This window comes from Mycobacterium sp. IDUB_5, assembly GCF_055419565.1.
This window is the reverse complement of sequence record NZ_JBVAXX010000001.1, coordinates 941274-966094: the sequence shown is the minus strand read 5'-3', so window position 1 is coordinate 966094 and position 24821 is coordinate 941274. Positions and strand designations below refer to the sequence as shown.

Annotated in this window: 14 protein-coding genes and 1 pseudogene; 1 reads left to right on the top strand and 14 read right to left on the bottom strand. The window is 66.8% G+C overall.

The genetic code is table 11. The features are described from left to right. Position 1: 1 nt before the first annotated feature. From ACZY1G_RS04760 to ACZY1G_RS04730, 7 genes are read right to left on the bottom strand one after another with little or no spacing between them, the layout of a single operon-like run. Positions 2–1447: a transglycosylase SLT domain-containing protein gene (locus tag ACZY1G_RS04760; RefSeq protein ID WP_463821733.1), complete on the bottom strand. Its 1446-nt coding sequence runs from the start codon at positions 1445–1447 to the stop codon at positions 2–4. A 1-nt stretch (position 1448) separates the two neighbouring features. Then, positions 1449–3122, bottom strand: coding sequence for a hypothetical protein (locus tag ACZY1G_RS04755; RefSeq protein ID WP_463821732.1), 1674 nt, complete (start codon positions 3120–3122; stop codon positions 1449–1451). A 9-nt stretch (positions 3123–3131) separates the two neighbouring features. After that, complete coding sequence (locus ACZY1G_RS04750; protein WP_463821731.1) at positions 3132–7787, bottom strand: hypothetical protein; 4656 nt, start codon at positions 7785–7787, stop codon at positions 3132–3134. After that, entirely contained in the window at positions 7784–10585 is a 2802-nt protein-coding gene (locus tag ACZY1G_RS04745; protein WP_463821730.1) for a proline dehydrogenase family protein, read from the bottom strand. The genes ACZY1G_RS04750 and ACZY1G_RS04745 overlap by 4 nt, the downstream gene beginning before the upstream one ends. After that, complete coding sequence (locus tag ACZY1G_RS04740; protein WP_463821729.1) at positions 10582–13524, bottom strand: DUF6603 domain-containing protein; 2943 nt, start codon at positions 13522–13524, stop codon at positions 10582–10584. The genes ACZY1G_RS04745 and ACZY1G_RS04740 overlap by 4 nt, the downstream gene beginning before the upstream one ends. A 29-nt stretch (positions 13525–13553) precedes the next feature. Then, positions 13554–14081, bottom strand: coding sequence for a peptidoglycan DD-metalloendopeptidase family protein (locus ACZY1G_RS04735; protein ID WP_463821728.1), 528 nt, complete (start codon positions 14079–14081; stop codon positions 13554–13556). Between the two features lie 28 nt (positions 14082–14109). Further along, positions 14110–15456 carry a hemopexin repeat-containing protein gene (locus ACZY1G_RS04730; protein WP_463821727.1) on the bottom strand — a complete coding sequence of 449 codons (1347 nt, stop codon included), beginning with the start codon at positions 15454–15456 and terminating at the stop codon, positions 14110–14112. Between the two features lie 145 nt (positions 15457–15601). On the opposite strand from ACZY1G_RS04730, the gene ACZY1G_RS04725 reads away from it, so the two are divergent. Then, a complete protein-coding gene (locus ACZY1G_RS04725; RefSeq protein WP_463821726.1) occupies positions 15602–16162 on the top strand; it encodes a thiaminase II/PqqC family protein in 561 nt (186 codons plus the stop codon). A 4-nt stretch (positions 16163–16166) separates the two neighbouring features. Here the strand turns inward: ACZY1G_RS04725 and ACZY1G_RS04720 are convergent, their stop codons facing one another. From ACZY1G_RS04720 to ACZY1G_RS04690, 7 genes and pseudogenes are all read right to left on the bottom strand, one after another. Next, entirely contained in the window at positions 16167–17504 is a 1338-nt protein-coding gene (locus ACZY1G_RS04720) for an MFS transporter (protein ID WP_463821725.1), read from the bottom strand. Positions 17505–17623: 119 nt separating this feature from the next. Further along, on the bottom strand, positions 17624–19123 hold the full coding sequence (locus tag ACZY1G_RS04715; protein WP_463821724.1) for a serine/threonine-protein kinase: 1500 nt from the start codon (positions 19121–19123) through the stop codon (positions 17624–17626). Positions 19124–19204: 81 nt separating this feature from the next. Next, a pseudogene (locus ACZY1G_RS04710) lies at positions 19205–19467 on the bottom strand (cupin domain-containing protein); the annotation flags it as partial. A 15-nt stretch (positions 19468–19482) separates the two neighbouring features. Continuing rightward, the gene (locus ACZY1G_RS04705; RefSeq protein WP_463821723.1) at positions 19483–20868 is read right to left on the bottom strand and encodes a WS/DGAT/MGAT family O-acyltransferase; all 1386 of its coding nucleotides are present in this window, start codon (positions 20866–20868) and stop codon (positions 19483–19485) included. A gap of 30 nt (positions 20869–20898) precedes the next feature. Continuing rightward, entirely contained in the window at positions 20899–21603 is a 705-nt protein-coding gene (locus ACZY1G_RS04700) for a mycothiol-dependent nitroreductase Rv2466c family protein (protein WP_463821722.1), read from the bottom strand. Further along, entirely contained in the window at positions 21600–22379 is a 780-nt protein-coding gene (locus tag ACZY1G_RS04695; RefSeq protein WP_463813944.1) for a maleylpyruvate isomerase family mycothiol-dependent enzyme, read from the bottom strand. The genes ACZY1G_RS04700 and ACZY1G_RS04695 overlap by 4 nt, the downstream gene beginning before the upstream one ends. Positions 22380–22434: 55 nt before the next feature. After that, positions 22435–24777, bottom strand: a complete 2343-nt coding sequence (locus ACZY1G_RS04690; protein WP_463821721.1) for a CocE/NonD family hydrolase — start codon at positions 24775–24777, stop codon at positions 22435–22437. Between the last annotated feature and the right edge of the window lie 44 nt (positions 24778–24821).

Genomic DNA, 24821 nt, shown 5'->3' with positions numbered 1-24821 from the left:
GCTACAGACCCACGGTGTTGACGGTGACTCGCACCGGATCCACCAGCCGCTGCAACGTGCCCGGGGTGGGGTCGATCGACTCCACCTGCTGATCTTGGAAATTCGGGTTGTTCTGGTCGAAGGAGAGGTCGACGAGCAGCCCGAGCGACGCCGCGCTCGGGCTCAGCATTCCCATGTCGTCGCCCTCATTGATCTCCGTGAGATTCGCCCAGCTCGGAACGACTGCCGACAGCTGATGCATGCGCTCGAGGACATCCTCGAAGCGAGCGTCATGGCGAATCGATCGGATGTACTTCATCACGTCATCGACGGTGAGAACCCCGTCCCCGTCGACGTCGGCGACTCCATGGCTGGCCCACAGTTCTGGTCGGGGGCCCGCAGCGGACGCCACCGGCCCTGCCAGGTCTTCAGCGGTGTACGTCCGGCCCAGCATGACGCACAGCCACAGACCGGCCTCGTCGGTCTCCGACGGCAGGCCGAGCGTTTTGAGATGCGCGGCGATCACCGTCAGCTGGTCGGCCCCGCAGTCGAGATACTCCTGCGGCGTCTTGGTCCACCCGGCGACCGTCAGCTGCGCGGCAGTCAGCTGCAGCAGACCGTACCGGCCTGCCGGATGGTAAGCCGTGGTGCGTAAGCCGCTCTCGGCGTACATCACTCGGAGCAGGACGTCAACATCGACACCGGCGTCGTGCGCCGCCGAGTTGATCGCCATCAGCAGCGGTCGATCGAACTCCGGCGCCGGCCGGCATGCGCGCCACGAGTCGGGGTCGGCGTCCATGACGAACGCCTCGGTGAATCCGGTGGGCGCGGTGAGCGTGGTCGGCACACCCCTCAGCACACCGTCGCAGGTGAGGTTGTCGAGGTCGAAGACTCGATAGGAGAACAAGGTGTCGTCGGTCTTGACATACAGCTTGCCTCGATCGATCCCGGCGAAGATGCTGTTGGCGGGTATCGCGGTCAATTCGCCGTTAGGCAGCGTGAACACACGATCAGCCCAGTTGTGGTGCGCTAGAAGCTCCTTGGTGATGACATTGCGACTCTCCCAGGCCTCGCCAGGCCAGATGTGGTACCGCCGCCATCCCTCGCCCTTGAAGCTCGATGCGAAGGTGGCCGGATACTCCAGAACCTGACCGGTCGCCATGTCGAGCCGCACAGAGCGGGTGGTGCTGCCCGGGCGCCCGTCCGCGAAGTACAGCTGGATGCCGATGGTGAACACCGCTTCGTTGGTACTGGTCTGCTGGACGTCGACGACCCTGCCGAGATAGATGTCATGGAGATGCGGGAACGCTTTCCCGTACACGCCCATGACGCTCAACGCCGGAAACATCTCACCGATGTCGAGCGGTCCCGTCCAGGTCGCGTCGCCGTCAACGACGTCGACGCGAGCCATGGAGCCGGTATCCGTGATGAACCAGGTCGACGTAGCCATCCGACCGGCATGGGTCATGTCACGCTCCTGTCACTGTGTCGAAGCGCAGCCCGCTCGAAGATTCTCCGGCGCCGGTGCCCTTGCGTCTGGTGGTCCAGATGTGCACCGATCCGTCGTGCCAACGGGCTCGCTGGTGCGATCGGATCACATCGACGCCCGCGCGTGGAACCTCCTCCTCGTTCAGCCAGAAATGCTGTGCTCCGCGCGCAGCCTCCAGGATGCTGCCGAACGGCAACACCTCGGTGACTCCGTGGACGTCGCCTGCCTCGCGCCGGGAAAGTGGAACAAGGCGCAGCCGGGTTGCCTCCCGATCCACGTCGATGTGTTCGGGGACAAGGGGATACCAATACTCGGGGACGAAGCTGTCGACGTGATACGCGGGTGTGCTGCCGGGGTTCGCGGTGGGCGGCCGGGTCATGACCTCGTAACGATCGTAGGGCACTCCAGCGTCGTCCTCGATGCGCTGCTCGATCGCCCAGGCCAGATTGGCCATCTCGTCGCGGGCGATCAGGACGTGCTCGATGGGGGCGCTCTCCAACGATCCGGGCAGCGCGGGAGCGAGGAGGAACCACGGATTCGCGCCGCTGATTTCCCGCCGATCCGTCAGGCCGAACAGGTTGAAGTTCGGGTCGTCCACTCCCGCCGGTCCGACCGTCTCGGGAATTCCGAACACGTTCGTGAGCACGAATGTGTCGATACAGCAGAGCGTTCCGATCGGGAGTCGCAGCGGTACCACGTACCAGTCGTTGCCGTACACGGTCGCGTAGCCGACCATCAGCAACCGGCCCAGATCGTGCGGGGCGGCATCGATTGCCCCGAGATCGATCGCGGCGTCCTCCATCTCCCAGAACCGCGACGACGGCATCGCGCCGAAGCCGGCAGGCGCGGGAATTCCGGTCAGCTCCAGGTGCTGCGGATCGGAGCCAGCTCCCAGCGGCACGTCAGGGGCGACGACGTCCATCGACCACCAGTCCAGGATGCCACCGTCGTACTCCGTAGCCCGCAGCTCGACGCCCGGCAAACCCGTTGCTCCAACGGAGAATCCGTGTTCCAAGCGGTGATCGTTCCAGGACGCGGGCATCCGCTCGGCGGCCGGGGCGGAGGCCGGGACGCGGGCATTCCACCACCCCAGCCAGTCAGTGGCCGCCGTGTGGGCCGCAGCCAGGCGATCGGTCGGCAGTCCCAGGGCCGCAGCCTCGGTCGCAGTGGTCGCCGGGTCAAGCAGCCGCCCAAGACCGTTGGCGATACGCCCTCCGTCGCCGATCCTGTTCCGCAACAAGTGATTCAGACCGCGGGCAGCGCGTTCGGGTACCTCGTCCTGGAAGGCGTACCGCTCAGTCCACGCAGCGGGCTCGATCCCGGCGGCGGCCAGTAGACGAGCCAGCCGCACACCACCTTCGGAACGGAGCCGCGGGTCTGCACCCGGGTCTGCACGTTCCTCTTCGACCATGCGCTCGAGCGGGGCGGCCGATGGGTCGTAGGGCTGCCAGTCACCATCGGCGCCGTCGCGCCATCTGTCCAACCGATGGGTATCGACCCCGACGTCGACCATGGCGATCGACCCCGCGTCCTCCCCTCGGAACTCACCGAACTGCCACTGTCTACAGAGAAACCACAGTGGGTCGTGCACCCGTGCGGCGACGCCGTCGTCGACTCCCGGGTCGCGGGGAAGCGGTTCGAAGCGAACGGTCACGTACCCTCCTCAGCCCAGCGGGCCAGTCGTGAAAATGCCACCCTCGAAGGTCGGCGGCATCATTGCGCGCAGCTCCGGCAGATCACCGAGATCCATGCCGCGCACTTGGGCGAGTTCAAGAGCTTCCTCGACGGCGCCGTGCACATCCTCGATGTGCCAGCCGCGGCCGCGATCCGGCGGGACGGCCAGCAGGATGGCCTGCGGTGCCCGCGCGTCCGGGCGGGCGGTGTGGAAGGCGACCCCCGCGACCTCCTCTGCGGTGCCGTGTTCGCGTCCCTCACGCGGGAGCACCTCCCACCACATGTCGAAGACGAGGCCGGTGAGGGTCGATCCGACGGGCCCGCGATCGAGAGTCAGCACGGTCGAGGCCCGCGCGTCGCCGCGGTGGGTCCCTATCCAGGATGAGGCGGACGCGGCAGGGGCCTGGGTGACAACGAAGTTCGGGGCGGCCCCGCCCGCGATCAGCTCGCCGGCGGCCAGCGCATCGTCGGCGGATCGGACGGTGGGTCGAACGCGGCCGATGTCGCGGACCCAGTCAGCGAGATCGTCACCCTCGGCACCGCCGGGCCGATTCTGCGGGTCCAGGAGTACATCGATTCCGCTGCCGGCCAAGGTGAGTCGCGGCAGGAGAGGGAAACCGCCTCCGGTCAGCGCGGTCAGCGGGGCGGCCGCGGCACTGATCCACGCCAGGGTGCTCGTTGAATCCCGCCTCGCGCCAGAAGGTGGTACCGGGCAACTGGGGGGCATCTTTGCGCCCGCGACGACCGCGGCAAGGCCGGGGGCGAGGCGGGTCAACTGTTCGGTGTCGGTCAGATCGGTGTCGGCGGGCACGGCCAGTCCGCAGCCGATCAGCTCCGCGATGGCCGTCTTCAGCCCAACGGGGTCAACCAAATCCTGTGCGAGCATCTCCGTCGCCTGATGTACGCGTGCGCTCCAGGCGGTGATCCGCTGTGCCATCTCGTCGAGGTCAGCCGCAACCCATGGATCAGCTACAGGATCGAAATGTGAAGCCAGAAGGGGTGATCCGGCGGCAATCAGAGTCCGCAGCGCCGCTGTGAGAGTGACCAGTTCATCCCACCGACCGGCACCACCGGCGTCATCTGTGAACTCGAGTGCGCCAGCGGCGGTGAGAAGCCGACGCGCGAAGGTCGATTGACTGCCGGAATCCGTCGTCCGCACCGTTTCGAGGGCTCCGGTCGCGAGCGCGGACAGCGACGCGGTGACCGCGGTGCCGTCGCTGCGACGGCAACTGAACACCCACCCGTCGGCGGGGCCCAGGCGGGCGCGACACCAATTCTCGAGAGCCGGTTCGACTGCCGCCAAACCGTTGTCATCACCCCAGCCGGTACCCGCGTCGAACTGGTCAGTGAGCACCGCACCGAATGTGTAGGAGACGGTGTGCGCGCTTCGCGGAGTCGAGATCGCAGCGAAGTCGTCAGGCAATTCACCACGACTGGCCGCGTCGGCAGCCAGCCCGGCTCGCAGCGGGTTGCCCCCGACGATGTGATGCACGCTCTCGGCGAGCAGCAGATCGCCGACGGCGTCGAAAGTGGCGACCAGGTCGGCGACGATTTCTGTGACCGCAGGAAGTTCAGCTCCGACCGATACGGTCGGATCTCCCGCGTCGAACCTCGAATAGTCGCGGCTGAGCGCCAACCCGTCGACGACGTTGCGGGCCGCCACCGCGGCTTGTGCCGCGTCGGCGTTCTCAGCTGACGGATCCACCTGCGGCGCCATCGGATACATCTGGCGGAACGCGGGAATGAGGTGGTCCATCGAGCGGTCGTGCAGGGCTCGCTCGAAACGGTAGCCGAGCAGATAGTCCAGAGATTGCCCCGCCTTGATGCCTTCGAGGGTGCGCAGCGCCGTGCGGACGCGGCCCGACGTCAGGTTCACCGCGAACGCGGACGGGTCCGAGTGCGCCAGGCACCCCGCACGCAGTACCGCCGCGGTGGTGGCGTGCTGCAGGGACGGTGTCATGAGGTAGCCGTCGCGCTGTGCACGGCTGCCCGGTGACAGCGGTTCGAGATCGGTCACCCATCCGTAAGCGCCGGTACGCAGTCCAGTGGGGTGGTCGGTTCGTACCTGCGTCAACCGGGCAGTGGCCAGCGAGGTGGCCCACGCATCGACGCGATGTGTCACGGTGTCGAGGCTTTCGCACAGGGCGCGCTCGAGATCGCCGAGTCGTTCGACAGCGATCCCTTCGAGGTCCAACGCGACAGCCGTGGCCTTGGCCAAACCCTCTGCCATCGGACGCATTTCGTGGTCGGCGGGCATTCGCGACGGGAACCCGTACAAGAGCGAGATCCACCACATGCCGTGAAAGAGTGGCAGCGCCAGCTGGTAGAAGACCCCGCTGGTGGCTGCGTCCAGCTGGCCGCAGCTGTCGTTGACGGCTTTCAGCTTGGCGACCAGCTCCGGTGGCCATTCGGCGGGGACATCACTGCCCGCCGGGATGGACGCCAGCCACGCCTGGGTATCGCCGATCAGCTCGGCGTAACGCTGCAGCGGACGGCTTGCGGTGAAGGTCGACAGCTCAGGCGTGGGGTCGACGGCGGCGGTGAAGTCGAAACCTGTTGGCGTCGCGCCGATCGGACCGCGCGCCGAGAACGTCATGGCCATGTCGGCCATGGCGATGCCTACCGTGGCCGGCGGGACGGCCGGGGAGCTCTCGGGGGCGAAATTGGACGGTAGCTCCGAGGCGAAACGCACCCTGGTCGATGCCGGGCGGCGGCTCAACAGATCGAGGATGGCGGCGTCCTGGTCGCGGCCCGTTCCCACTCGCTGAGCCCTCGATACGTTCTCCTTGGCATACGACAGGACCGAGGACATGACCGCGGTGATCGCCTCGTGGACATCCTCCCCCCGCCAGAGATCGGTCGGTGTCACGGGCAGGATGCCGTAGGGCTGGCGGCCGACGCGCAGCACCGGCAGCGGGCCGCGGCTGCGGACGAACGAGCAGAAGTGGTCGGCGAGAAACGACAGGTCGGGGGGAGCGTTCTTCCCGAAGGACCCGCTCACCGGCAGCCAATCCACTGAGAGATCGCTGAACAAGCCGCCCAGGAATCGATTCGCGGCGGGCGCGAGGTCGTCGGGATCGGCGAGCCCACCCGCTATCACCCCCAACGTTGCATCGCCGTCGATGCCGAGCGCGGTCGCGACGCGCTGCGCCGCTGCGGTCGGTCCCGCTCCGGCCACTGCGCTCTGCGCCGCGGTTTGCTCGTCGGGTGACGGACGGGAAGACCGCGACTGCCACCCCGATCTGCTACCGGGCGTGTTGTTGGTGGGAGTGCCTGCGCCGAGAATCGATATTCCGTCGGTGTAATCATGTGCAGTGAGCAGCGTCTCGACGTGTCGGGCGGAGTCCTCAGGGTTGCCGGCTCCGACGCCGACCACGGTGACGAGGTCGTAGTGCAGATCGGGATCGTGCAGCGGCACTCGTACACCCATACCGACCCTGACAGCTTTATCGAAATCGACAAGCCACCGGCTGCCGTGCTGCCACGGCACCTTTCCCGCCGGGTGGTTGCCGTCGTCGTCCTGGTCGATCTTCGGCGGGGCGAATCCGGCGGGTAGTTCGTCGGGTACTGGTTCGCCGTCCACCCGCCACATCAGCCGACCCTCCCGATAGGCCGAGAACGTGAAGTGCCGAGGCATCAGGCGGACGAGTGGGGCACGGGTCCACGTCGTGTCGCGATTCTCAGCGCCGGGTCCTCCGGGGCGCAGCGATTGCACAGCCCACAGACCCCGCGCCGGCCCGACGGCAGCCACCACAGCCGCCCATGCCGCGGCACGTGCTTTCTCGTCGGCGGCCGGGATCTCGACGGCACTCCAATATTGCTCTGCTGCTGCGCGTTCGGCTGGGGTAAGCCCGGTTTCATGTCCGTCGATGTGGATGTCGTCGGGGTACACCCGAATCCACAGCTCGGCGCCGCCGAGTTCACCTGGCCGATACAGAGTCTCTAGGCGAACAGGCATGAGCAGAAGCGGTAGGTCGCCGTTGTCTGCCCAGATGGGCTCCGCTGCAGCGTCGGTGTTCCATGTCGCTTCGACGTCTTCGACGTGTCGTTCGGCGTCTGCTGCCTGATTGTGCGCGAAGGCCTTCGCGTTCTGAGCTTCAGCCGCAGCGGTGACGTAGGGCTGACCGAACACAGATGCCGCCACGTCCTCCGGAATGGAGTGGGTGCGCCTGAACAGATCGTCGGCCCGCGCCTGGGCATTGTAGCTTGCGCGCCATGCTGCTTCGCGCTGTCGGCGGGCTTCGCGGATCGCACGGCGTTGTTCCGACATGCTCGAGGACGGCTTCTGCGAGGGTGTACAGAGGGATTCGAAGTCGACTACTTGCTCGCCGTAGCGCTCGTTGGATCCGTCGAGAATGGCTCGCTTCAATAAGTCTGTGTTCACGTCCTCCACGCGATGTGGAGTCGACGCGCCGGGAAGTTGCTCGTAGAAGCCGACGATCACGTCGATGAAGACCGGGCGCTGCAATGGTCGGGGGCTCAGCAGCTGCAGCAACGACGCAGCGAACGCTGGGTACTCGGTGAACTCGGGGTCGTTCAGCCACCCAAGCAGGTCGCTTCGGGGAACGCTGAAGTCGATGCCGGCAGCGTTCAGAGCGACGAGCGTGGCCTCAGGGTCGGCGGGAGTGGCGGTCGGCCCGGTCATGAGTGGATCACCAATTCCGAGGCGTGGATCAGCATGCGGAACGGCTTCTGCAGCGCGATCCTGGCGATGTCGGCGGCGTCCCGGTTCCACTGTTTGTCTCCCGGATTGCCGGGTGCGGCCATCGTCGCGCCAGCCCGGGCGAACTCGCGGTTGCTCTCGGGGAGGGCGGCCAGTACCCGACCCCAGGTGAGGTCGTCCCAGGTGCCGAAGGCAGGCGCCGCGTCACCGATGTCGAAGCCGAATCGGATGCGCGTCGAGTTCTCCTGGAACGCAAAGAACCAGCCCGGCGTGTCAGGGGTGGGCGTTGTCCGTAACTCCTGGGGTGGGATCTCGAATGCATACAACGCGGTCGACTCGTCGACCGGAAGGGCGAATAAGGGTGCGCGCCACGTCGCGGTGTCGGTGTTGGCGACCGGCCGGTCGCCGTCGACGCCGGCTAAAGCGGGAGCCGCAGCGACGATCATCGAGGGGAATCGGCGCACCACCGTGCCGCGCACCAAGAGCACCGCGATGGCGTCCTCCTTCAGCGTCAGATGAGCACCCAGCGGTCCTGTCCACGAGGCGATCTCATCGATCTGGGGCTCTGCGTCCGGCGTCGGCCAGAACCGCCGGAACGGCGTGCCTCGCATGTCCGTCGGGTACTCGCGCCAGAGCAGTTCGCGGTTGAATTCGTGGGCCAAGCCGACCAGGAACGACTCGATGAAAGCGTTGTTGACACCCAGTAGAGTCGTCGATTCGGCGGGAAAATCGGTGAGCCCCGGGAGAAACCACTTCGGGGCGAAGTCGCGCAGTGCCAGTGCCATCGGAGCGGGAAACGATGGATGATCCATCAGAGCATCCAGCGATATTTGAGGACCCATCCGGTCGGGCAGTGCGATCTGCGCGGCGATGGAACGCGCGACGTGACCCCCAGGTGCCAACGCGTCGACGAGGTTGCCGCGCAGAGCCTTCGGGTCCAGTTGCACTCCGTTGTTGGTCACCGCGCCGCCTGCTTCGGTCGGCCGTGTCAGTTGCGCCCGCATGGTCGCGACGCTTGCGGTGACCTCGCCCAGTCGGGGCATCACCTGCGCACGCAGCGTGCTGAAGTCACCGATGCGCAGCACCGAGGCGTCGACTCCGACGACGGACAGCCTTTCAGTCAACGAGGCGGCGACGTCGTGCAGTCCGATCACGCGAGCGATGTCCGAGATCGCCTGCAGACGAAACAAATCGCGGGTGGCGGATATCGAGCGTTGGGCGTCCACCGCCGCAGCCGTGACGGCGCTCGCGATCGCCGGTGCGTCGGCGTCCGGCACGGAGAACGATGGCGCGTGTCGCGCCGACGGTACGGGCACAGCGCCGGAAATGGCACGTTCGATCACCGACCCGGGGTGCACGGATGCTGCCCGGGCGAGCTGCCCGCCGGACCGCATCATTCGGGCGAACGCGGTCGAACCGGCGGCCGTGGGCATCACGCTCACCTCGATCGTGGTGGCCAGCGACGGACCCGGCGGACCCCACGGGCGAACGCGAGACGCTACCGGGGCCGCAACCGACACCGCCTCGCCCAAGGTGAGGTTGGCGACGTGCTTTTGGTGCAGAGCCGCACCGACGTTCTCGGCGAGCTGCCCGAGCGCGCGGCGGCGGTTCGCCTCGCGAATCGCGCCCACTTGCTGCCAGGCTCGGGCCATCAACGACTCCTGGTTGGCGCGAACGTATTCGGCCCCGAGGCCCGCGGCAATTCTGCCCGGGATGGCGGTATTCAGCGCGTGTACCCAGTCAGGCAGGCCCGCACCGCTCGGATCGATCGTGTTGACGACCACATGGCGACCGCCATAGATGGGGGGTGTGACAGCGGCGAACTCCGCGCCCGGGTCAGCGGGTTCCCCGCCGCCTGCATTGCACTGCGTGGAGATTCTCTTCGCGAAATCGGCAGTCACCGATGCCCCGAATGCGGGCGCAGCGATGCCACCGTTGGCGAGCTGCCCGAGTACACCGGGAACCGGGAACAAGGCGGGGTGCGGAGCACCGTCGAGTGCGTCGTCGGTCAGCCACGGTTTCTCGACGTCGACGAACACCGTACCCAAGTGTTCGACGCGCTCCGGGGAGGCCGGCCCGAGCCGTCGGACCAAATACTCGAAATCACCGTGCTGGCCGGTGCTGAATTCCCAGGTGTAGTAGACGGGCACGTTGACACCGTTGGCTTGATCGATTTGCCATGACGGTGAATACGATTGCGCAGCAGCCGAATAGGTGAACGCCGGCACAATGCACGCGCGGTAGCGGGTGGTCTCCTGTAAGCGACGCGGGCACAGCAGACGGGCGACCTGATCGGCGGGGTCGTCGGCGCGCTGAACATGCGCCCAGGCCCACGAGTCGGACAGGTCGGGAAGCTGGTCGACATCGACGCTCAATGTCGGCATGGGACTGCCCGGAATCAAGCGGCTGTTGGCGGCCTCGACGACAACGAGCACGATCCACGGCCGCAACCGGCCGCCCTCGGCCCTAGCCGGCGTGAACAACCACGGCAGTTCGATTGGCCGCAGGTCGACCGATGCCAGGTAGCTGTCCTCGACGTCGGCTGCGCCCGCAGCCGGGTCGGTGCGTACCACCGCGCGGGGGTCGAGGCTGGCGACGCTGTCGGGCCCCAGCATCGTCATCGCGCCGGGAACCTTCAGCAGTGTGGGATCTCCGGACGAACCCACCAGCGTCACGCCCGGCGTGAAGCCGGCGGGGGGCAGCGCACCGGGCCGGTCGGAGGTGTCAATCGCCCGACCCACCGCCGTCTGCGCCCATGACGAAAATCGGATTGTGCTCACGGCGTGCTCAGCTCCCATGCCTCGGCGACCTCGACCTGCAGTCGTGGGTCCGCCATGCTCGCGGCGGCGGCCGCCTCGTATACCTCCGTGGCGTTGAGCGAAGGCTGTGCAATATCGGGGGCCTCCGACAGCGACCACGAGTTGACGACGACGTAGGTCGGCGAGTTGGCCACCGTCACGGCGTCGCGGTCGGTACGCCACCAGCGCGGGTGGTCCAACCCGGTCCCGGCAGCAGCCTCCACCGCGTCGACCAGGGCGCCGATCGTCACGTCGAGGGGATCGGCGACGTCGAACTGTGCCGAGATCACCTTGGTCTCGTAGTCGAAGTCGGTGGCTCGCTCCTCCCCCACCACAATCTCCCCACTCACGAGTGTGAGCCCGGCTCTGAACGTCTCGAACGCGGGGCGACCGATCTGTGCGTCGTCGGTCATCGTCAGGAATGCAGCTGGCGCGAACTGCTCACGCTCCTCACCGGCGACGGGCACCGGACGACCGTCCCCCAGAACCGGGGTGGTCAGATCCCAGCGCTGCGTCGGAATCGGGATGCGGTTGAAGCGATCGATGTCGATGCCGAGTGGAACGTCCCTCTGCCGGACCGACAACGTGCCGTGCGGGTGCAGAACCAGGCCGTCCGCCAACGCTGCTCCCGCCGACGTCGTGAGTTGCACCGGCATCGCAGACGGGTCGGGCGCGTAGGCCCGCCAGGCTTCTGGTTTGAGCAGTGCCGCGGTGAGGATGTCGCGGACGTCGGGTGCGATGTCGAGCGCAGGGTCCGACCCGCCCCAGGACTCATCGAAATCGAACGAGGCGCTGAACAGGAACAGGTCGATGCTGCCTCGGCCAACGGCACGCCACCGCCCGGGACCCTCCAGCGACAGACGCAGCGCGATTCCCACGAGAGTTTCGCCGAGCACCTCGACGGCGATGGCGGCCGAGATCTCGGCAACGAAGTGGAATGGTGAAAACTGGATCAGCACATCGAAACCCAGGTGACCGCGTAGCCCGCAGCCGGCAACCTCGGCCACGAGCTCGGCCAGTGCACCGAATTGCAGTGTGTTGGATGTCAGGGCGACGTAGGCACTGCACCGCAACTGCAAGAAGGGGCCCGACGACAAGGTCAACGCCACGCGGTTGAGTGCGGGCACGCCGGGCGGCCGGTTGAATCGCGGATGGAAGCCTCCGGCGGAGACGACCACGTTGGCGTCGGAGCCCCCTTGGACGAGGACGAACATGTCTCCGGTGACGGGGATGCCCGCGATGGTCGAATCGGTCAGACTTGCCAGGAACGTCAGGCTGGGCACCGAAGGGTCGATCTGCCCGAAGAAGGTGATCTGCAACTTGATCAGGGGCAGTTCCGGGTAGGGCACAGCCAGAAGGAGCTTACCGATGACGGACATCCGGACGGGATCGGGCAGTTCGAGTATCAGCGCTATCGAGCCGGTGACAAGTCTTCCACCCCAACTGATCTGGAACATCGGCCCGACGATCAGCGAACCGGGCGACTGAGGGAAAACCCGGTCCAGCATCGGCACGACATCCCGAGCGGCTTTGGCCGGGTCGCTGGGGAACAGCAGCGAACCGGCTGTCCCGTCTTGGACCGCCCGGGTCAGGGCATCCCGATCCATCCGCCTGCCGACGCCGACGATACCGCCGACACCGGTCACGGCGAATCCGAAGCCGATCTGGATGCCAGGAGGAGGAAAGACGGCGCCCAGGATGACCAGGAAAGCTCCGGTGTGCACATCGAGGCTACCCAGTGCCGTTACCGACATCGGCGGCATCTCCACCGACAACATGCCCGTGAATGCATCGCCGATACGGCTCAGTTGACCCGCACCCTTGACGATCGGTAGATCCAGACCGACGCCGGCCCCCGTCGGGTTGTGCGGCACCAGATCGGTCACATCGAAGGCGAGCGAGGGACCCCCCAGTCGGAATGGGAGCTCGAAACCGTTGCCTGCGACGTCGAGATGGATCGGCGCGGCCGGCAAGTCCAGGGCGATCGCGCAGGTGACCCGAACCCGAACCACCGGCGGCTGTTCGAGGGACGGGATGAGCTCCACATCGAGCGGTCCGGCGGAGAGTCCCGGGGTCGACGCAGCGGTGGGCAGTCGCACCGACAGCGTCGGACTGCCCGCGATGGCGACACCCGTGGAGTCGGAGAGTGAGAGAGCGACGTCGAGGGGTGTAGGCGCCAGCGCGGGGACCAGTTCGGAGAGATCGCCGGGGGTGAGACGCACCTCACCACAGCTGATTTGCATTCCCCCAACGAGTTTGGGTGTGTCGCCATCTAGTGTCAGCGCAGCGGTGAGCGCAACATCACCGAGGTCGATGCCGGGACCGGTGCCCCGGGCCGACCTCGCGCGGGCCACGCTGAGCCGAATCGTGTCGCCGTTCGACCCGCGCGCCACCGAGGCACGACCGGACGCAGGCAGGTGGACCTCGACCACGTCGGATGCATGGCCACCGATGACCAGGGACCATGCGTCGTCGATGGCCAGCGGCTCGGATGCCATCATGTCGCCCTTGGCGATGATGTCGATGCGTACGCCGCCACCGCCCTTGGTGACCACAAGGGCCGCCGCCACCTGACCGCCGGCGGTCGTAATCCGCACGGCGCAGGCGATACCGCGGTCTGCGGTGTGCCCGACCGGGTCGGGTTCCCAACCGAAAAGACCGCCGATCGCTCCCGGACCGGCGATGCCTGCAAGCTTTCGCGTCGCCGAAATTACCTGTTCTGTCACCGGATTCGAGGCTGAGTCAGCGACGAGAGGTTCCAGTAGATGCTCGGCGAAACCGCTGTCCGCCCAGTCTGCTCCCGCCGGCCCGAGCGCCGGCAGCCCTGCCGTTCGCTCGAGTTCGGCAAGCACATCCGCCAACAGTTGAGTCAGACTGCTACGCAACAACTGCAGTAATGCCGCCCCGGTGCTGTCAGCCACTGCGCCCCCTCATGTCGTGATGACTGGTGCTAACCGACCGCAGGCGCCGTGCCGTCCTGGTTGAAATTGACGGTTGCGGTGTCCGTGACAGTCAAACTCTGCATCAGCTCGTACAGGCTGTCCACCCCGTGGTAGTTCGCAGGCACCAGGGCGCCCACGATCTCGACCAGCGCCATGTGCACATGGGGTGAGATGCCACCGAATTCGTACACGGTGCCAAGGACGTCGCCCCGCGAGATCTGTGAACCGACGGCCAACCCGTCCGGCACGTCGCTGATGTGGGTGTAGAAGCCGCCCATACCGTCGTTGGGAGAGCGCATAAACAGCTGGGCGCCATACCCTCTGCCGTTGGCCTCGGTGCCGTCGACGGCCGGGTTGTGGGGGTTGTACCGGGTGATGTGGGCGTCGAACGCTGCGTACACGACGGTACCCGCAGGTGCGCCGAGGTCCATGCCGTAGTGGTTGTACCACTCCGTCTGGGCAGCGTGCCCCCCTTGACCCGGGCCACCGAGGCCACCGGTGAAGGCGCCGGCGTCGAACACGCCGTTCATATCCATCGAAAATGGTTGTGCCATCATCTGTCTCCTATGCCAGTGCCGCGCGTACTGCGGCGGGAACGTTCGGATCGTCACGGCTCAGTTCGACACCAGGGACCCAGCCCTCCATGTCTTTCACCGCGTCCTGCACGGCGCTCATCTGCGCGTCGGTCAATGTGCTGATCACCGTGGTCTCCGGCACGCCGGCGGCAGACGCGGCCTTGGCCCCGTAGACGTCGGGCTTGTTGTGGCCGTCCTCGGCCGGCGCCCACCGATGGAACGCTTCGGTGATGCCGAGGTCGCGGTATCGCCCTGCGGGCCACTGCTTGGCACCCCAGTTCTTGGCGGGGTAGCCACCTTCCAGGAGCACTCGACTGATTGCTTCGCGTCCGGCTTGCTCGCTCGGGAACACAAGGAAACTGTGCCAATTGAACTTGTTCATGTATTGGCCCCAATTGGTGCCGCCCTTGACGCCGGTGATGTTGCCCGGGTTGTTGTCCAGCCACGCGAAGGTACCGGCGAATCCTGTCATGTGGGGTTGGCCGCGCCGAAGTATCCCGTCGGCGTGCACCACGAAGTTGTAGATCTCCTTGCCGTGCCCGCCGTAGTCAGTCTTGTCTTTCGGATCGAGACGCTTACCGTCGAGGCCGTCGAACCAGTCGAAGCGGGGAATGTCCTGTGCGACGGAGATATTGCCGTTCCAGTACCACACGTGGTCGCCGGGTACCAGACCGGCGATAGATGTCTGGCCGCCACCCCCACCGCCACCAGACCCGCCGGTGAGCTTCAGCCAGGCAGCGTCGACGTGACCAGCGAGACCCGTCCAATAGTCTGCGGTGGGCAACGGGTAACCGTCGGCGACTCCGACGCCGACTTCGTAGCGGACGTACTGGTCACCCTTGAAGAAGTAGGCGTTGCCGTTGTCCCACATAACCGCACAGTCGATGGAGTCGGCGAAGCCCGCTTCGGCCATGCCCGGCCAGTTGCCGGCGATGAGCCCGGACGCATTGGGATCCACTGTGTCGGTGGCGATGTCGTACTCGATGTAACTGTCGCCGCGGAAGAAGTAAGCTTTGCCATCACCCCAGTTGACAACAGCCTGGATGGTATCGCCGAACCCGTTCTCGGCGAATCCGCCCCAGTTGCCGGCGATCGGTCGGACCTCGCCGTCGACCGCATTGCTGGCCTGGTCGATCCGCACATAGTTCGAACCCAGGAAGAGGTACAGCTTGCCGTTGCCGAGATCGAATGCGCTGTCGAAACCACTCGCGAATCCTGTGGCGTCGATGCCCGACCATCCATTGCTGATCGGCTTGGGATATCCGGCATCGACCCGGTCGGCTGCGGTGTCATATCGCGAGTAGGTCCCGCCGTTGATGAAGTACGCCCTGGCCATGATGAGCCCCTTTTTCGTGATGACGGCGGCCGCTGATGTCAGCCACTGTGCTCCCGACCGGCACCGAACACACGAGTAGTGCTCTACTCGACATTGCGAGTAGTGGTGCGTCCTGTCCAAGTACCCGCACGATTACTTTGTCGGTATGCATGATTCACTCTGGACCGCAGCCACCCAGCATCTGTTCCTCGACGCCGTGCGGGACGGCAGCATCAGTACCGCGGCATTCGACCGGTGGCTGGTCCAGGACGTCCTGTTCGTCACCGACCTACTGACCTTCCAGGCTCGGCTGTTGGCGCGCGTACCCCGCCCCGCACAAGAAGTGGTGGCCGGCGGATGCGTGGCGCTGGTCGCCGAACTCGACTGGTTCGAGGTGAAGGCCTCCGAGCGCGGACTCGACGTCGAGGCCGACGCGCTGCCGGCGACATTGGCCTACCGCGAACTGCTCACCCGCCTCGATGCCGAGCCCGCCGACGCCGCCCTCACAGCGCTGTGGGCGATCGAGAAGGTCTACCTGCTCGCCTGGTCCCACGCCAGGTCCGAAGACTCACCGTTCGCGGAGTTCGTCGAACACTGGGCAGTCCCCGAATTCACGTCCTATGTCGAAGGACTCGAGCGGGTGGCCGATCCGGACACCCACGCCGACCTCGTCCGCGAGGTCCTCGAGCACGAGATCGCGTTCTGGGACATGGCGCTGCAGCGGTAGCAGGTCACGCGCGAAACGCCGATCCCCGTTCTCGGTCGAGGTAGGTGTCGGCCTTGTTGCGCAGGAAGAACGCGTACACGACCAACGAGATCGCGATGCAGACGGTGACGTAGCCGATGAACAGTGGCACCTGGTCACGTTCCTTGAGCGCCTGGTAGATGAGCGGGGACGTACCGCCGAATATCGAGTTGGCGAGCGCGTAGCCGACACCCACGCCGAGCGCCCGGATGTGGGCAGGGAACAACTCGGACTTCACCAGCGCGTTGATCGAGGTGTATCCGGTCAAGATGATGTATCCCGCGGCCACCAATGCGAACGACGTGAGCGGAGAACGTGTCTCGGGCAGGAACGTGATCAGCACGTAGGTGTAGAACACTCCGCCGATGCCGAAGAACACCAGCATCGGTTTGCGACCTATCCGGTCGCTGATGATCCCGCCGATCGGTTGCAGCAGCATCAGGAAGACGAGCCCGGCCAGGTTGATCCACGTCGCCGTCATGCCTTCGCCCTTGTACGCGGTCTTGACGATGGCCGGCGCGTTGACGCTGTAGGTGTAGAACGCCACGGTGCCGCCGAGGGTGATCAGGAAGCACATGAACAGCGGACGGCGGTACTCGGTGAACAGCGCGCGCATCGACCCGGCGCCAGGATCCTCGCCGGCCTTGGCCGCCTCGATCACGTCCTCGGACAGCGACTCGTCCATCGTGCGCCGCAGCCAGAACACCACTATCGCGGCCACACCACCGACGGCGAACGCGATCCGCCAACCGAACTCGCGAAGTTGATCGTCGTCGAGGAAGGTCTGCAGGATGAGCAGGGTGAACTGCGCGAGCACGTGACCGCCGACCAGCGTCACGTACTGGAACGACGAGAAGAATCCCCGCCGCTCCCGCGTCGCGGCCTCCGACATGTACGTCGCCGACGTGCCGTACTCGCCGCCAGTCGCGAAACCCTGGACCAACCGGGCGAGGATCAGAATGATCGGCGCCGCGGTGCCGATCACGGCCTGCGACGGCACGATCGCAATCACCAACGAGCACAACGCCATCAGCGACACGCTGACTGTCAGGGCCGCCCGTCGACCCCGCCGGTCCGCGAAGCGCCCGAAGAACCACGACCCCACCGGCCGCATGACGAACGTGATCGCGAAGATCGCGTAGACGTACACCGTCGAGTTCTTCTCGGACTCATCGAAGAACTGGCCCTCGAAATAGGTTGCGAACACGGTGTAGACGTAGACGTCGTACCACTCGACGAGGTTGCCGGATGACCCTCGGATGGTGTTCCAGATCGCCCGCCGGGTTTCGGCGGCACTCGACCGCGGCACTGCGGTGGTGGTCATCGGAGCCCTCCCCTAGTTGCGTAGCCGTACTGTACGAGCGAACCACCCAGCGTGGGGCCTGTGCACGCAAAATCGACCAGACGCGTGCGCGAGGCCCACGCTCGAGCACCCACAGAGGGTCAGTTCGAACCGTATTCGACTGCCGCCTCGCGATCGGTGCCGCGACTGCTGGACACCGTCAACTGGTCGGGCTGCACGCTGTACACCAGGCCGTCGGCGGGGTTGACGGCGGTGAACCCGGCGCCGGAGCGCTGCGCGTTCTGGATTTCGAGATTGGCCCCGTCGCGCAGGCGCTCACCGCGGTAGTAGTAGCTGTCGCCGGACCTGCACACCACAGCCAGCGACTGAGCGGTGCGGATCGCGGCCGCCGCCGAGTCGCCGCTGTCGCAGCGCGCCGAATGCCCCACGAAGCCTTGCGAATCCGTGCCGGAAACGCCGCTGATCGGCCGACTGTTCGACGTCGTCGTGGTTTCTGCTGACGTCGTCTCCTCAGCGGACGACGTCGACGACGGCGCCGACAGGCGGGTGGTGGGTGCGGTCCCGGTATCGCCGCCGCTGAACACCAGCACCAGGGCGAGAACCGCGGCGGCAGTGAGCAACACGATCGTGGCTGCCATCAGCGCCACCTGACCTCGGCTGAACCGCTGCGCCGGTCGCGGCGGAGACTGCGGAGCGGGCGCGTAAGGCGGTGGCGGTTGCGTCGACGAGAAGCGCCGCGTCGACGGCGGCGGAGCTGCCGGCGCGACCGGGCCAGCACTCGGCCCGACCGGCAGGACCGGCGCAGCACTCGGCGCACGCTCGGCCGCCGCTCCTGCCGCCCGCGCGAGATCCCCGGCGGAGGTGTAGCGATCCCCGGGCGCCTTCGCCATCCCGCGGGCCACCACGTCGTCGAACGCCCGGCTGATGCCGCGGCGCATGATGCTCGGCCGCGGCGGCGCCGAGAACATGTGAGCGCTCATCACCTGGCGCACGTCACCTGCCTCGAACGGCGCTCGGCCCGTCAGCGTCTCGTGGAGCAGACACGCCAACGAGTACACATCGGACGCCGGGCCGCCGCGTTCCCCGCTGAACCGCTCCGGTGCCATGTAGTCGCACGACCCGACGACCAGTCCCGTGGAGGTGACGGTCGCCTCACCACCGCCGTGGGCGATGCCGAAATCCACCAGGTAGGCGAAGTCGTCGGGCGTCAGCAGCACGTTCTCCGGCTTGATGTCGCGATGCACCAGGCCGTTGGCATGTGCGTCGTCCAACGCCGACGCAACCTGACGGATAACCGCCACCGCGCGCCGCGGCTGCAGAGCGCCATGGGCGCGCAGCACCTCTTTGAGGCTGGCCCCCTCGACGAGGCGCATGTCGATGAAGAGCACACCGTCGATCTCGCCGAAATCGTGCACGGGGATGACGTGGGGTTCCTGCAGGCGGGCCGCAATCCGCGACTCGCGGCGGAAACGCTCCTGGAAGCTTCCGTCCGCGGCCATCTCCGGGCGCAGCAGCTTGATCGCCACCATGCGCTCACGCGCCGTGTCGTAGGCGCGGTACACCTCACCCATTCCCCCGACGCCGAGCAGGGAGCGCAGCTCGTAGGGTCCGAACCGCGTCCCCACGCGTGGGGTGCTCACTGTTGGCTTCCTTTCGTCGCGCCCTGTTCGTGTGACCCCTCCGACCGAAGAGGAAACCTACCGGGTGAGCGTCCGGTGGCGTCAGCGAGCAGTGACGCGCAAATGCCTCCGTGCCCGCAATTCGTCCTCGCCGACCAGCACCAACATCGGCGTGTCGGGGGTGCACAACATCGTGACCAGGAAACGTATCCGCGCATCGCTGCGGAGGTTCGCGTCCGAATAGTGAATGACATCACCCCCGGGCTCCCAGCACGCCTCGCCCGCCCGCACCACCCGCGGGGCGCCCGCGCTGCCCGGCGATAGTCGACGAGGACCGTCATCGCGTGGTCACCGTCCGGGACAGCCCGCGTCGAGCTGGGTCAGCAGCCCCGCAGCAGCTCACCCAGCTCGACGTCGAAGCGATCGGCCAGATCCCACAGGTCGTCGACCAGCTGCGGGCAGGAGATGACGCCCACGTTGAGCCGGTCGCCCACCGACATCACCGTGATGTTGAGCCCGGAACCGTGGAAGATCGGGCCGAGCGGGTACAGCCCGGTCACCTCGGCTCCACAGCTGTAGAGGGTCGCCGGCGGTCCCGCGACGTTGGAGATCACCACGTTGTGGATGGCTGTCCGGGTCAGCGGGGTTCGCGACAGCAAGGCCAGCATCCAGCTGTACATGTTGCGCGAGAGCAGCTGCGCCAAGTCCACGAGCAACGTGGGCCCCAGGGAGCCGCTGTGCTCTTTGGCCCTCTTGTCGGATGCGGCAATCGTGTCGAGCCGCTCCTGCGAGTCGGCGACATCGGTGTGGAGGTTGCAGAACATTCCGGAGAGCTGATTGCGGCCTGGGCGGTCGGACTGGCCGTGCACCGACGACGGCACGACCGCGATCAGCGGCTTGGCCGGCAACTCGTCGCGGTCGGCCAGATACCCGCGCAGGGCACCTGCGCACAACGCCATCACCACGTCGTTGACCTTGACGCCGTAGTGGTCCTTGACCTTCTTCACGTCGCCCAGGTCCAGCTGCACCAGCGCGATCGATCGTTCCGACGTGAGCTCTGCGTTGAACCGTGTCCTCGGCGCGGTGAAGGGCGCCGCCATCGCGGTGCCCGACGCCGCCCGGTTGATGGTCTTGACCACCATCGCCGCGGTCTCGGGAACCACCCGCGTCAACTGCCACGGCCGCGTCACGAAGCGTACGAACCCGTCGGCGGCGATCGCCCATGCCGGCGCCTCACCCGGGCCCTCGACCGGGGCCGGCGGCGGCGCATCCGGTTCGAGGTCGCAGAGGGTCTCCAGCAGGTTCGCCGCAGACACGCCGTCGACGGCGGCATGGTGCACCTTGATCATCAGAGCCAGCGGACCACCGGCGTCGAGCGACGCCCCGTCGACACCCTCGATGATCCACATCTCCCACAGCGGCTTGCTGCGATCCAGCGGGATGGAGGCGATGTGCCCGCACACGTCCCCCAGCTCCTTGCGTCCGCCGGGCGACGGCAGGGCGATCCGATTCAGGTGGCGGTCGAGGTCGAAGTCCCGGTCCTGCACCCACACTGGATGGTCGAGGTTGAACTGGCTGTCACCGAGCTTGGAACGCAGTTCGGGAAGCGCTTTGATGCGATCACCGATGTCGCGACGGAACCGTTCGTAGGCGAATCCACCCGGCACCGTCGACGTGTCGACCAGCACCACCGACGAGACGTGTAGCGGCACCGTGGCAGATTCGCTGTACAGCAGACCTGCGTCGAGACCACCCAGCCGTTCCACCGCAGCGAGGTACCCGTTGCGGTGGAGTCGTCAAACTCCCGGCTCGTCGAACTGCACGACCTCGCCGCGGTTGATGGACACCCAGTCCCGGGCCTGCAGGTAGGGGCGGAACGTCTCGGTGATCGCCTGCTGGTCGGCGGCCGTCTTGGGCCGCTGCAGCTCGTAGAGGTGCGGGAACTCGGTCCACGCCACGACGGCGTGCCAGAGTCGCAGTGCCGCCTCGCCGGTCGGCGGGTCGATCAGTACCGGCCCGAACAGGCACTGACCGTCGGCGAAGAACAGCGTCGGCACCCCGTAACCGCCGGCGGCGACGACGCGGCGGTGATCGGCCAGCACCTCGTCGTTGGTGGTCGGGTCACCGATGGCCTCGTCGACCAACCCCGGTTCGAAGCCGAGCTCGGCGAGGAGGTGCCGGGCCACTCCCTTTTCGTGCGGCTTGTGGCCGTCGACGTGCAGGGCACGGGCAGCCCGCTCGTACCACGCGTCCACGGCGGACATCGACTGCCGGCGCAGCAGCGCCCCGATCCGCATCATCGACCAGCCGTAGGACCACTCCCGCTCCCACGGGTGTTTCCTGCCCTCCTGGCGGTTGATCTCCTCGAGGCTGAAGAACCGCCAGTTCACCGTGATCCCGGTGAGATCGCGCACCTCGCGAATCCAGCGAGACGTCTGGTAGGCGAAGGGGCACATCACGTCGAAGTGGAAGTCCACGGCGACAAACGAATTCGGTGTCACATCGTGAACCTCAGGTTGCGTGCGGCGCGGTCACCGAGTTCGCCGGTGCCGGTCCAGCGGATGCGACCGGCATCGATCTGCGCCTGGGGGTCGATGCGGCCGGACGCCAGTTGAATGAAGGTGGTGGAGTCGGTGGTGACGACGACATCTGGGTCGTCGAGGTGGTCGACCGCTTTGGCCTTGCCGTCGACGCGCACATTCAGCGTCCGCACGACCGGACCGGTGAGGTCGAACGTGATGCTCGTGCCGTCGGGCAGGCCGATCTTCTTGCCGACGATGTAACCGATCGAGCTGTCGACCTGGTCCAGCGCCAGTTCCGCTGCGACGCCGCCGTCGTCGCTGGACAGGCCTAGCGCGGTCGTGATGTCGCGTTCGTGGACCCAGATGTCGAAGACCCGGATGGCCAAGAACCGGCCGTACGTGCCGGGGCCGACGGGCATCCAGGACGGGCGGTCGTAGTCCTCGGGCGACAGCGCGGCGAGATCGCGGCGCCGCTGCTCGAAGACCGCGCGCATCTTCTCCGGATACGGCGTCGGGTCGGCGACGAACTCGGCCGCCCGCTCGAACGGGGGCAGAGCGTCGACGCTGTCGGGCAGCCACCCGGCGAGCACGGCCTCGATGCTGACGACGTGGTCGAACACGCCACGCACGGTCCAGTCCGGGCACAGCGACTGGGCGTGCCAGTCGGCGTCGCTCAGGTCCGCCGCGAGCTTCTCCATCGCGGTGTAGCAGTGCTCGAGTGCTGTGCGGATGTCGTCAGGAGTGCGGGAGGGCATGCCTCATCCTCGGTCACGCGAGCATGCGGGCGACAGTATTTCGACTGATCTGCCCTCAGGCCGGGATCGCCGCCGCCTGAGCGTCGGCGGCCAGCGTCGGGAGCTTGATCGTCATGCCGTCGACGGTGATGCGGCCCCACGAGTAGAAGTTCAGGAACTTGATCGTGGAGGTGACGAGCTGCACCGTCACCGACTCACCCGGCTGCAGAGTGTGCGCCACCTCCTCGAGGGAGTACGTGACCTGGCGCGTGACGCCGTCGAGCGTCACCGGAATGGGTGTCGCCTGCGTACCGAGAACCAGGCCGGTCTTGTCGTCGACGATCTGGGCGTAGACGTGCTTGGCGTTGCCGCGGCCCGAGTAGGTCAGGGTCAGCGCCGGCGCACCGACGATGTGCGTGAGATCCTGCGCCGGAGGCACTTTCAGATTCACCGCATTCAGCGCGGGGCCGGCTGAGGCGATACCCAGCAGTGTCTGCAGCGGTCCGTGGAAGAGGATGCGGGGGTCGGGCCCCGAGCCGCCGAGGAACGGGATGAACGGAATGGTCTTCGGGTCGTCTTCGGTCGCGATGATCGGGTCGCCGTTGTCCACCGGGTACGTGCCGGAGCTGTACCAGACCCCGTTCTGGTCGGTCCACTCGAATTGCGGCCCGGTGGAGACGCGTTCGTCGCCCATCACGTAGTGATCCAGCCAGTCCATGGTCCGGTCGAGGATCACCTCGCCTCTTTTGGGCTGGCTCAGGCACGCGCCGTGGCCACCGCAGTACCAGATCACCTTGGTGGTGGTGCCCGCGGCGAGGAGAGCCTGGGCGTTGGCATCGGCCTGGCTGAGGGGGAACAGCGTGTCCACTGTGCCCTGGATCAGCAGGGTCGGCGCGGTGATGTCCTTGATCTGGTCGGCGAAGCCGAAGCTCTCGACCAGGTCGAGGTCGGACTGCTTCACCTTGCCGAACAACACACCCATGACGGCGACCGGGAGGATGCGCGGGTGTTCGCGCGCCAGCGTCAACACCAGGACTGCAGGCAGCAGGGTGCCCCAGGCGCTGTTGACCGCACCACGGGGGAAGAGCACGTCGACGAGGTCGTTCCACGCGATCGTGGGCACGATGGCATCGATGCGGTGATCGATTGCAGCAGCAGACAATTGGATACCGCCGCCGTAGGAGGCACCGACCATGCCCAGGCGCGGATCGTTCGTCGCGTCGAGTCGCACGTACGGAAGCGTCGAGAGGAAACTGATGATGTGGGAGACGTCGCGGCCCTCGAGATCCGGGGAGTCCAGATGCATGATGCCCCCGGACCGCCACTCACCCCGCGGATCCCACGTGACCACGTTGTAGCCCGCTGCCCGCAGCCTGCCGATCCCGATCACGTCATACGGAAGCAGGCTGTCGTTGTGCAGCGCCAGCGACGTCGACCCCGGCAAACCGAGGCCGGGACCGTCGAGAACCGTTGGGGCTTGGCCCGTTTCGTCGAACGTCAGCGACGGCATCACGTTGACGAAGATCCGGGTTCCGTCGAACGACGTGACCCAATAGCTCTTCGGCTGCGGCGTCCCCGGCGGGTCGAACCGGTTGAGGGGGAACCCGATGATGGGCTGCAGCGCATCCCCGACGAGCGGAAGAGCATGCAGCGTGCGGACGATCGGCGTGAAGACGAACGTGCCGAGCACCGGGATGCGCTGCAACCAGAACAGCGGCGGGTGCACCTCCTCGACCGTGACCCCCTCCGGGATCGGATAGCTGTCCGCCACCTGGCTCGTGGCCTGCGCGGCGGCGACGGTAGGCGAGGTGTCGTCGGTGGCCTCCCGACCGGCCGCCACCACCGACATGACCAGCGATGCCAGCCCGGGCAGCGTCGGATCGTCGCCGACGTTCGCGTCGGCACGCTTGGCGGCGATCCGCTCCCGCAGTGATGTCAGAGCGCGTGCGGGCTCCTGCGCAACGGCCGCGGCCACCTCGGGTTCGTCCTGCCCGACAGCCGCCTTCTTCGTCCAGAAAGGCTTCTGCACGATCGGGGGTACCTCGGCCACAACCGACTCGACGCGCGCCACCTCGGGTTCTGCGACGGTGTCGACGAGCCGGATCGCGGGCGGCGCCTCGTCTGCCTTCGCAGCCGGTGTGGTCGCCGCCAGCCTGTGCCGGTTGCGGACGGGCCTGGTGTCCGCATCCGGCTTGTCCGCCGAGGATCGCTGCGCCTTCAGTGTCTTGAGCGTCTTCCGCGGCGCCTTCGAGGTCGGCGATGCCTGCGATGTCGATGTATTGGACGTCACCGAGGGTGTGCTGGAGGAATCGCCGCCGTCCTCGGCCGCAGCGACGCCCGCACCTGCGAGAACCGCGGCTCCGATCCCCAGTGCGACTGCCAATCCACCAACACGACCCACACATGATCCCGCACCCATGGACAAGTCTTACCGCGTCGAGCCCCGGCCGCGGGGCGGATTCG

Coding starts and splice junctions, on each gene's coding strand:
- ACZY1G_RS04725 (WP_463821726.1), top strand. CDS start 15,602: ATGCATGATTCACTCTGGACCGCAGCCACCCAGCATCTGTTCCTCGAC.
- ACZY1G_RS04760 (WP_463821733.1), bottom strand. CDS start 1,447: ATGACCCATGCCGGTCGGATGGCTACGTCGACCTGGTTCATCACGGAT.
- ACZY1G_RS04730 (WP_463821727.1), bottom strand. CDS start 15,456: ATGGCCAGGGCGTACTTCATCAACGGCGGGACCTACTCGCGATATGAC.
- ACZY1G_RS04695 (WP_463813944.1), bottom strand. CDS start 22,379: ATGCCCTCCCGCACTCCTGACGACATCCGCACAGCACTCGAGCACTGC.
- ACZY1G_RS04750 (WP_463821731.1), bottom strand. CDS start 7,787: ATGACCGGGCCGACCGCCACTCCCGCCGACCCTGAGGCCACGCTCGTC.
- ACZY1G_RS04720 (WP_463821725.1), bottom strand. CDS start 17,504: ATGACCACCACCGCAGTGCCGCGGTCGAGTGCCGCCGAAACCCGGCGG.
- ACZY1G_RS04735 (WP_463821728.1), bottom strand. CDS start 14,081: ATGGATATGAACGGCGTGTTCGACGCCGGCGCCTTCACCGGTGGCCTC.
- ACZY1G_RS04690 (WP_463821721.1), bottom strand. CDS start 24,777: ATGGGTGCGGGATCATGTGTGGGTCGTGTTGGTGGATTGGCAGTCGCA.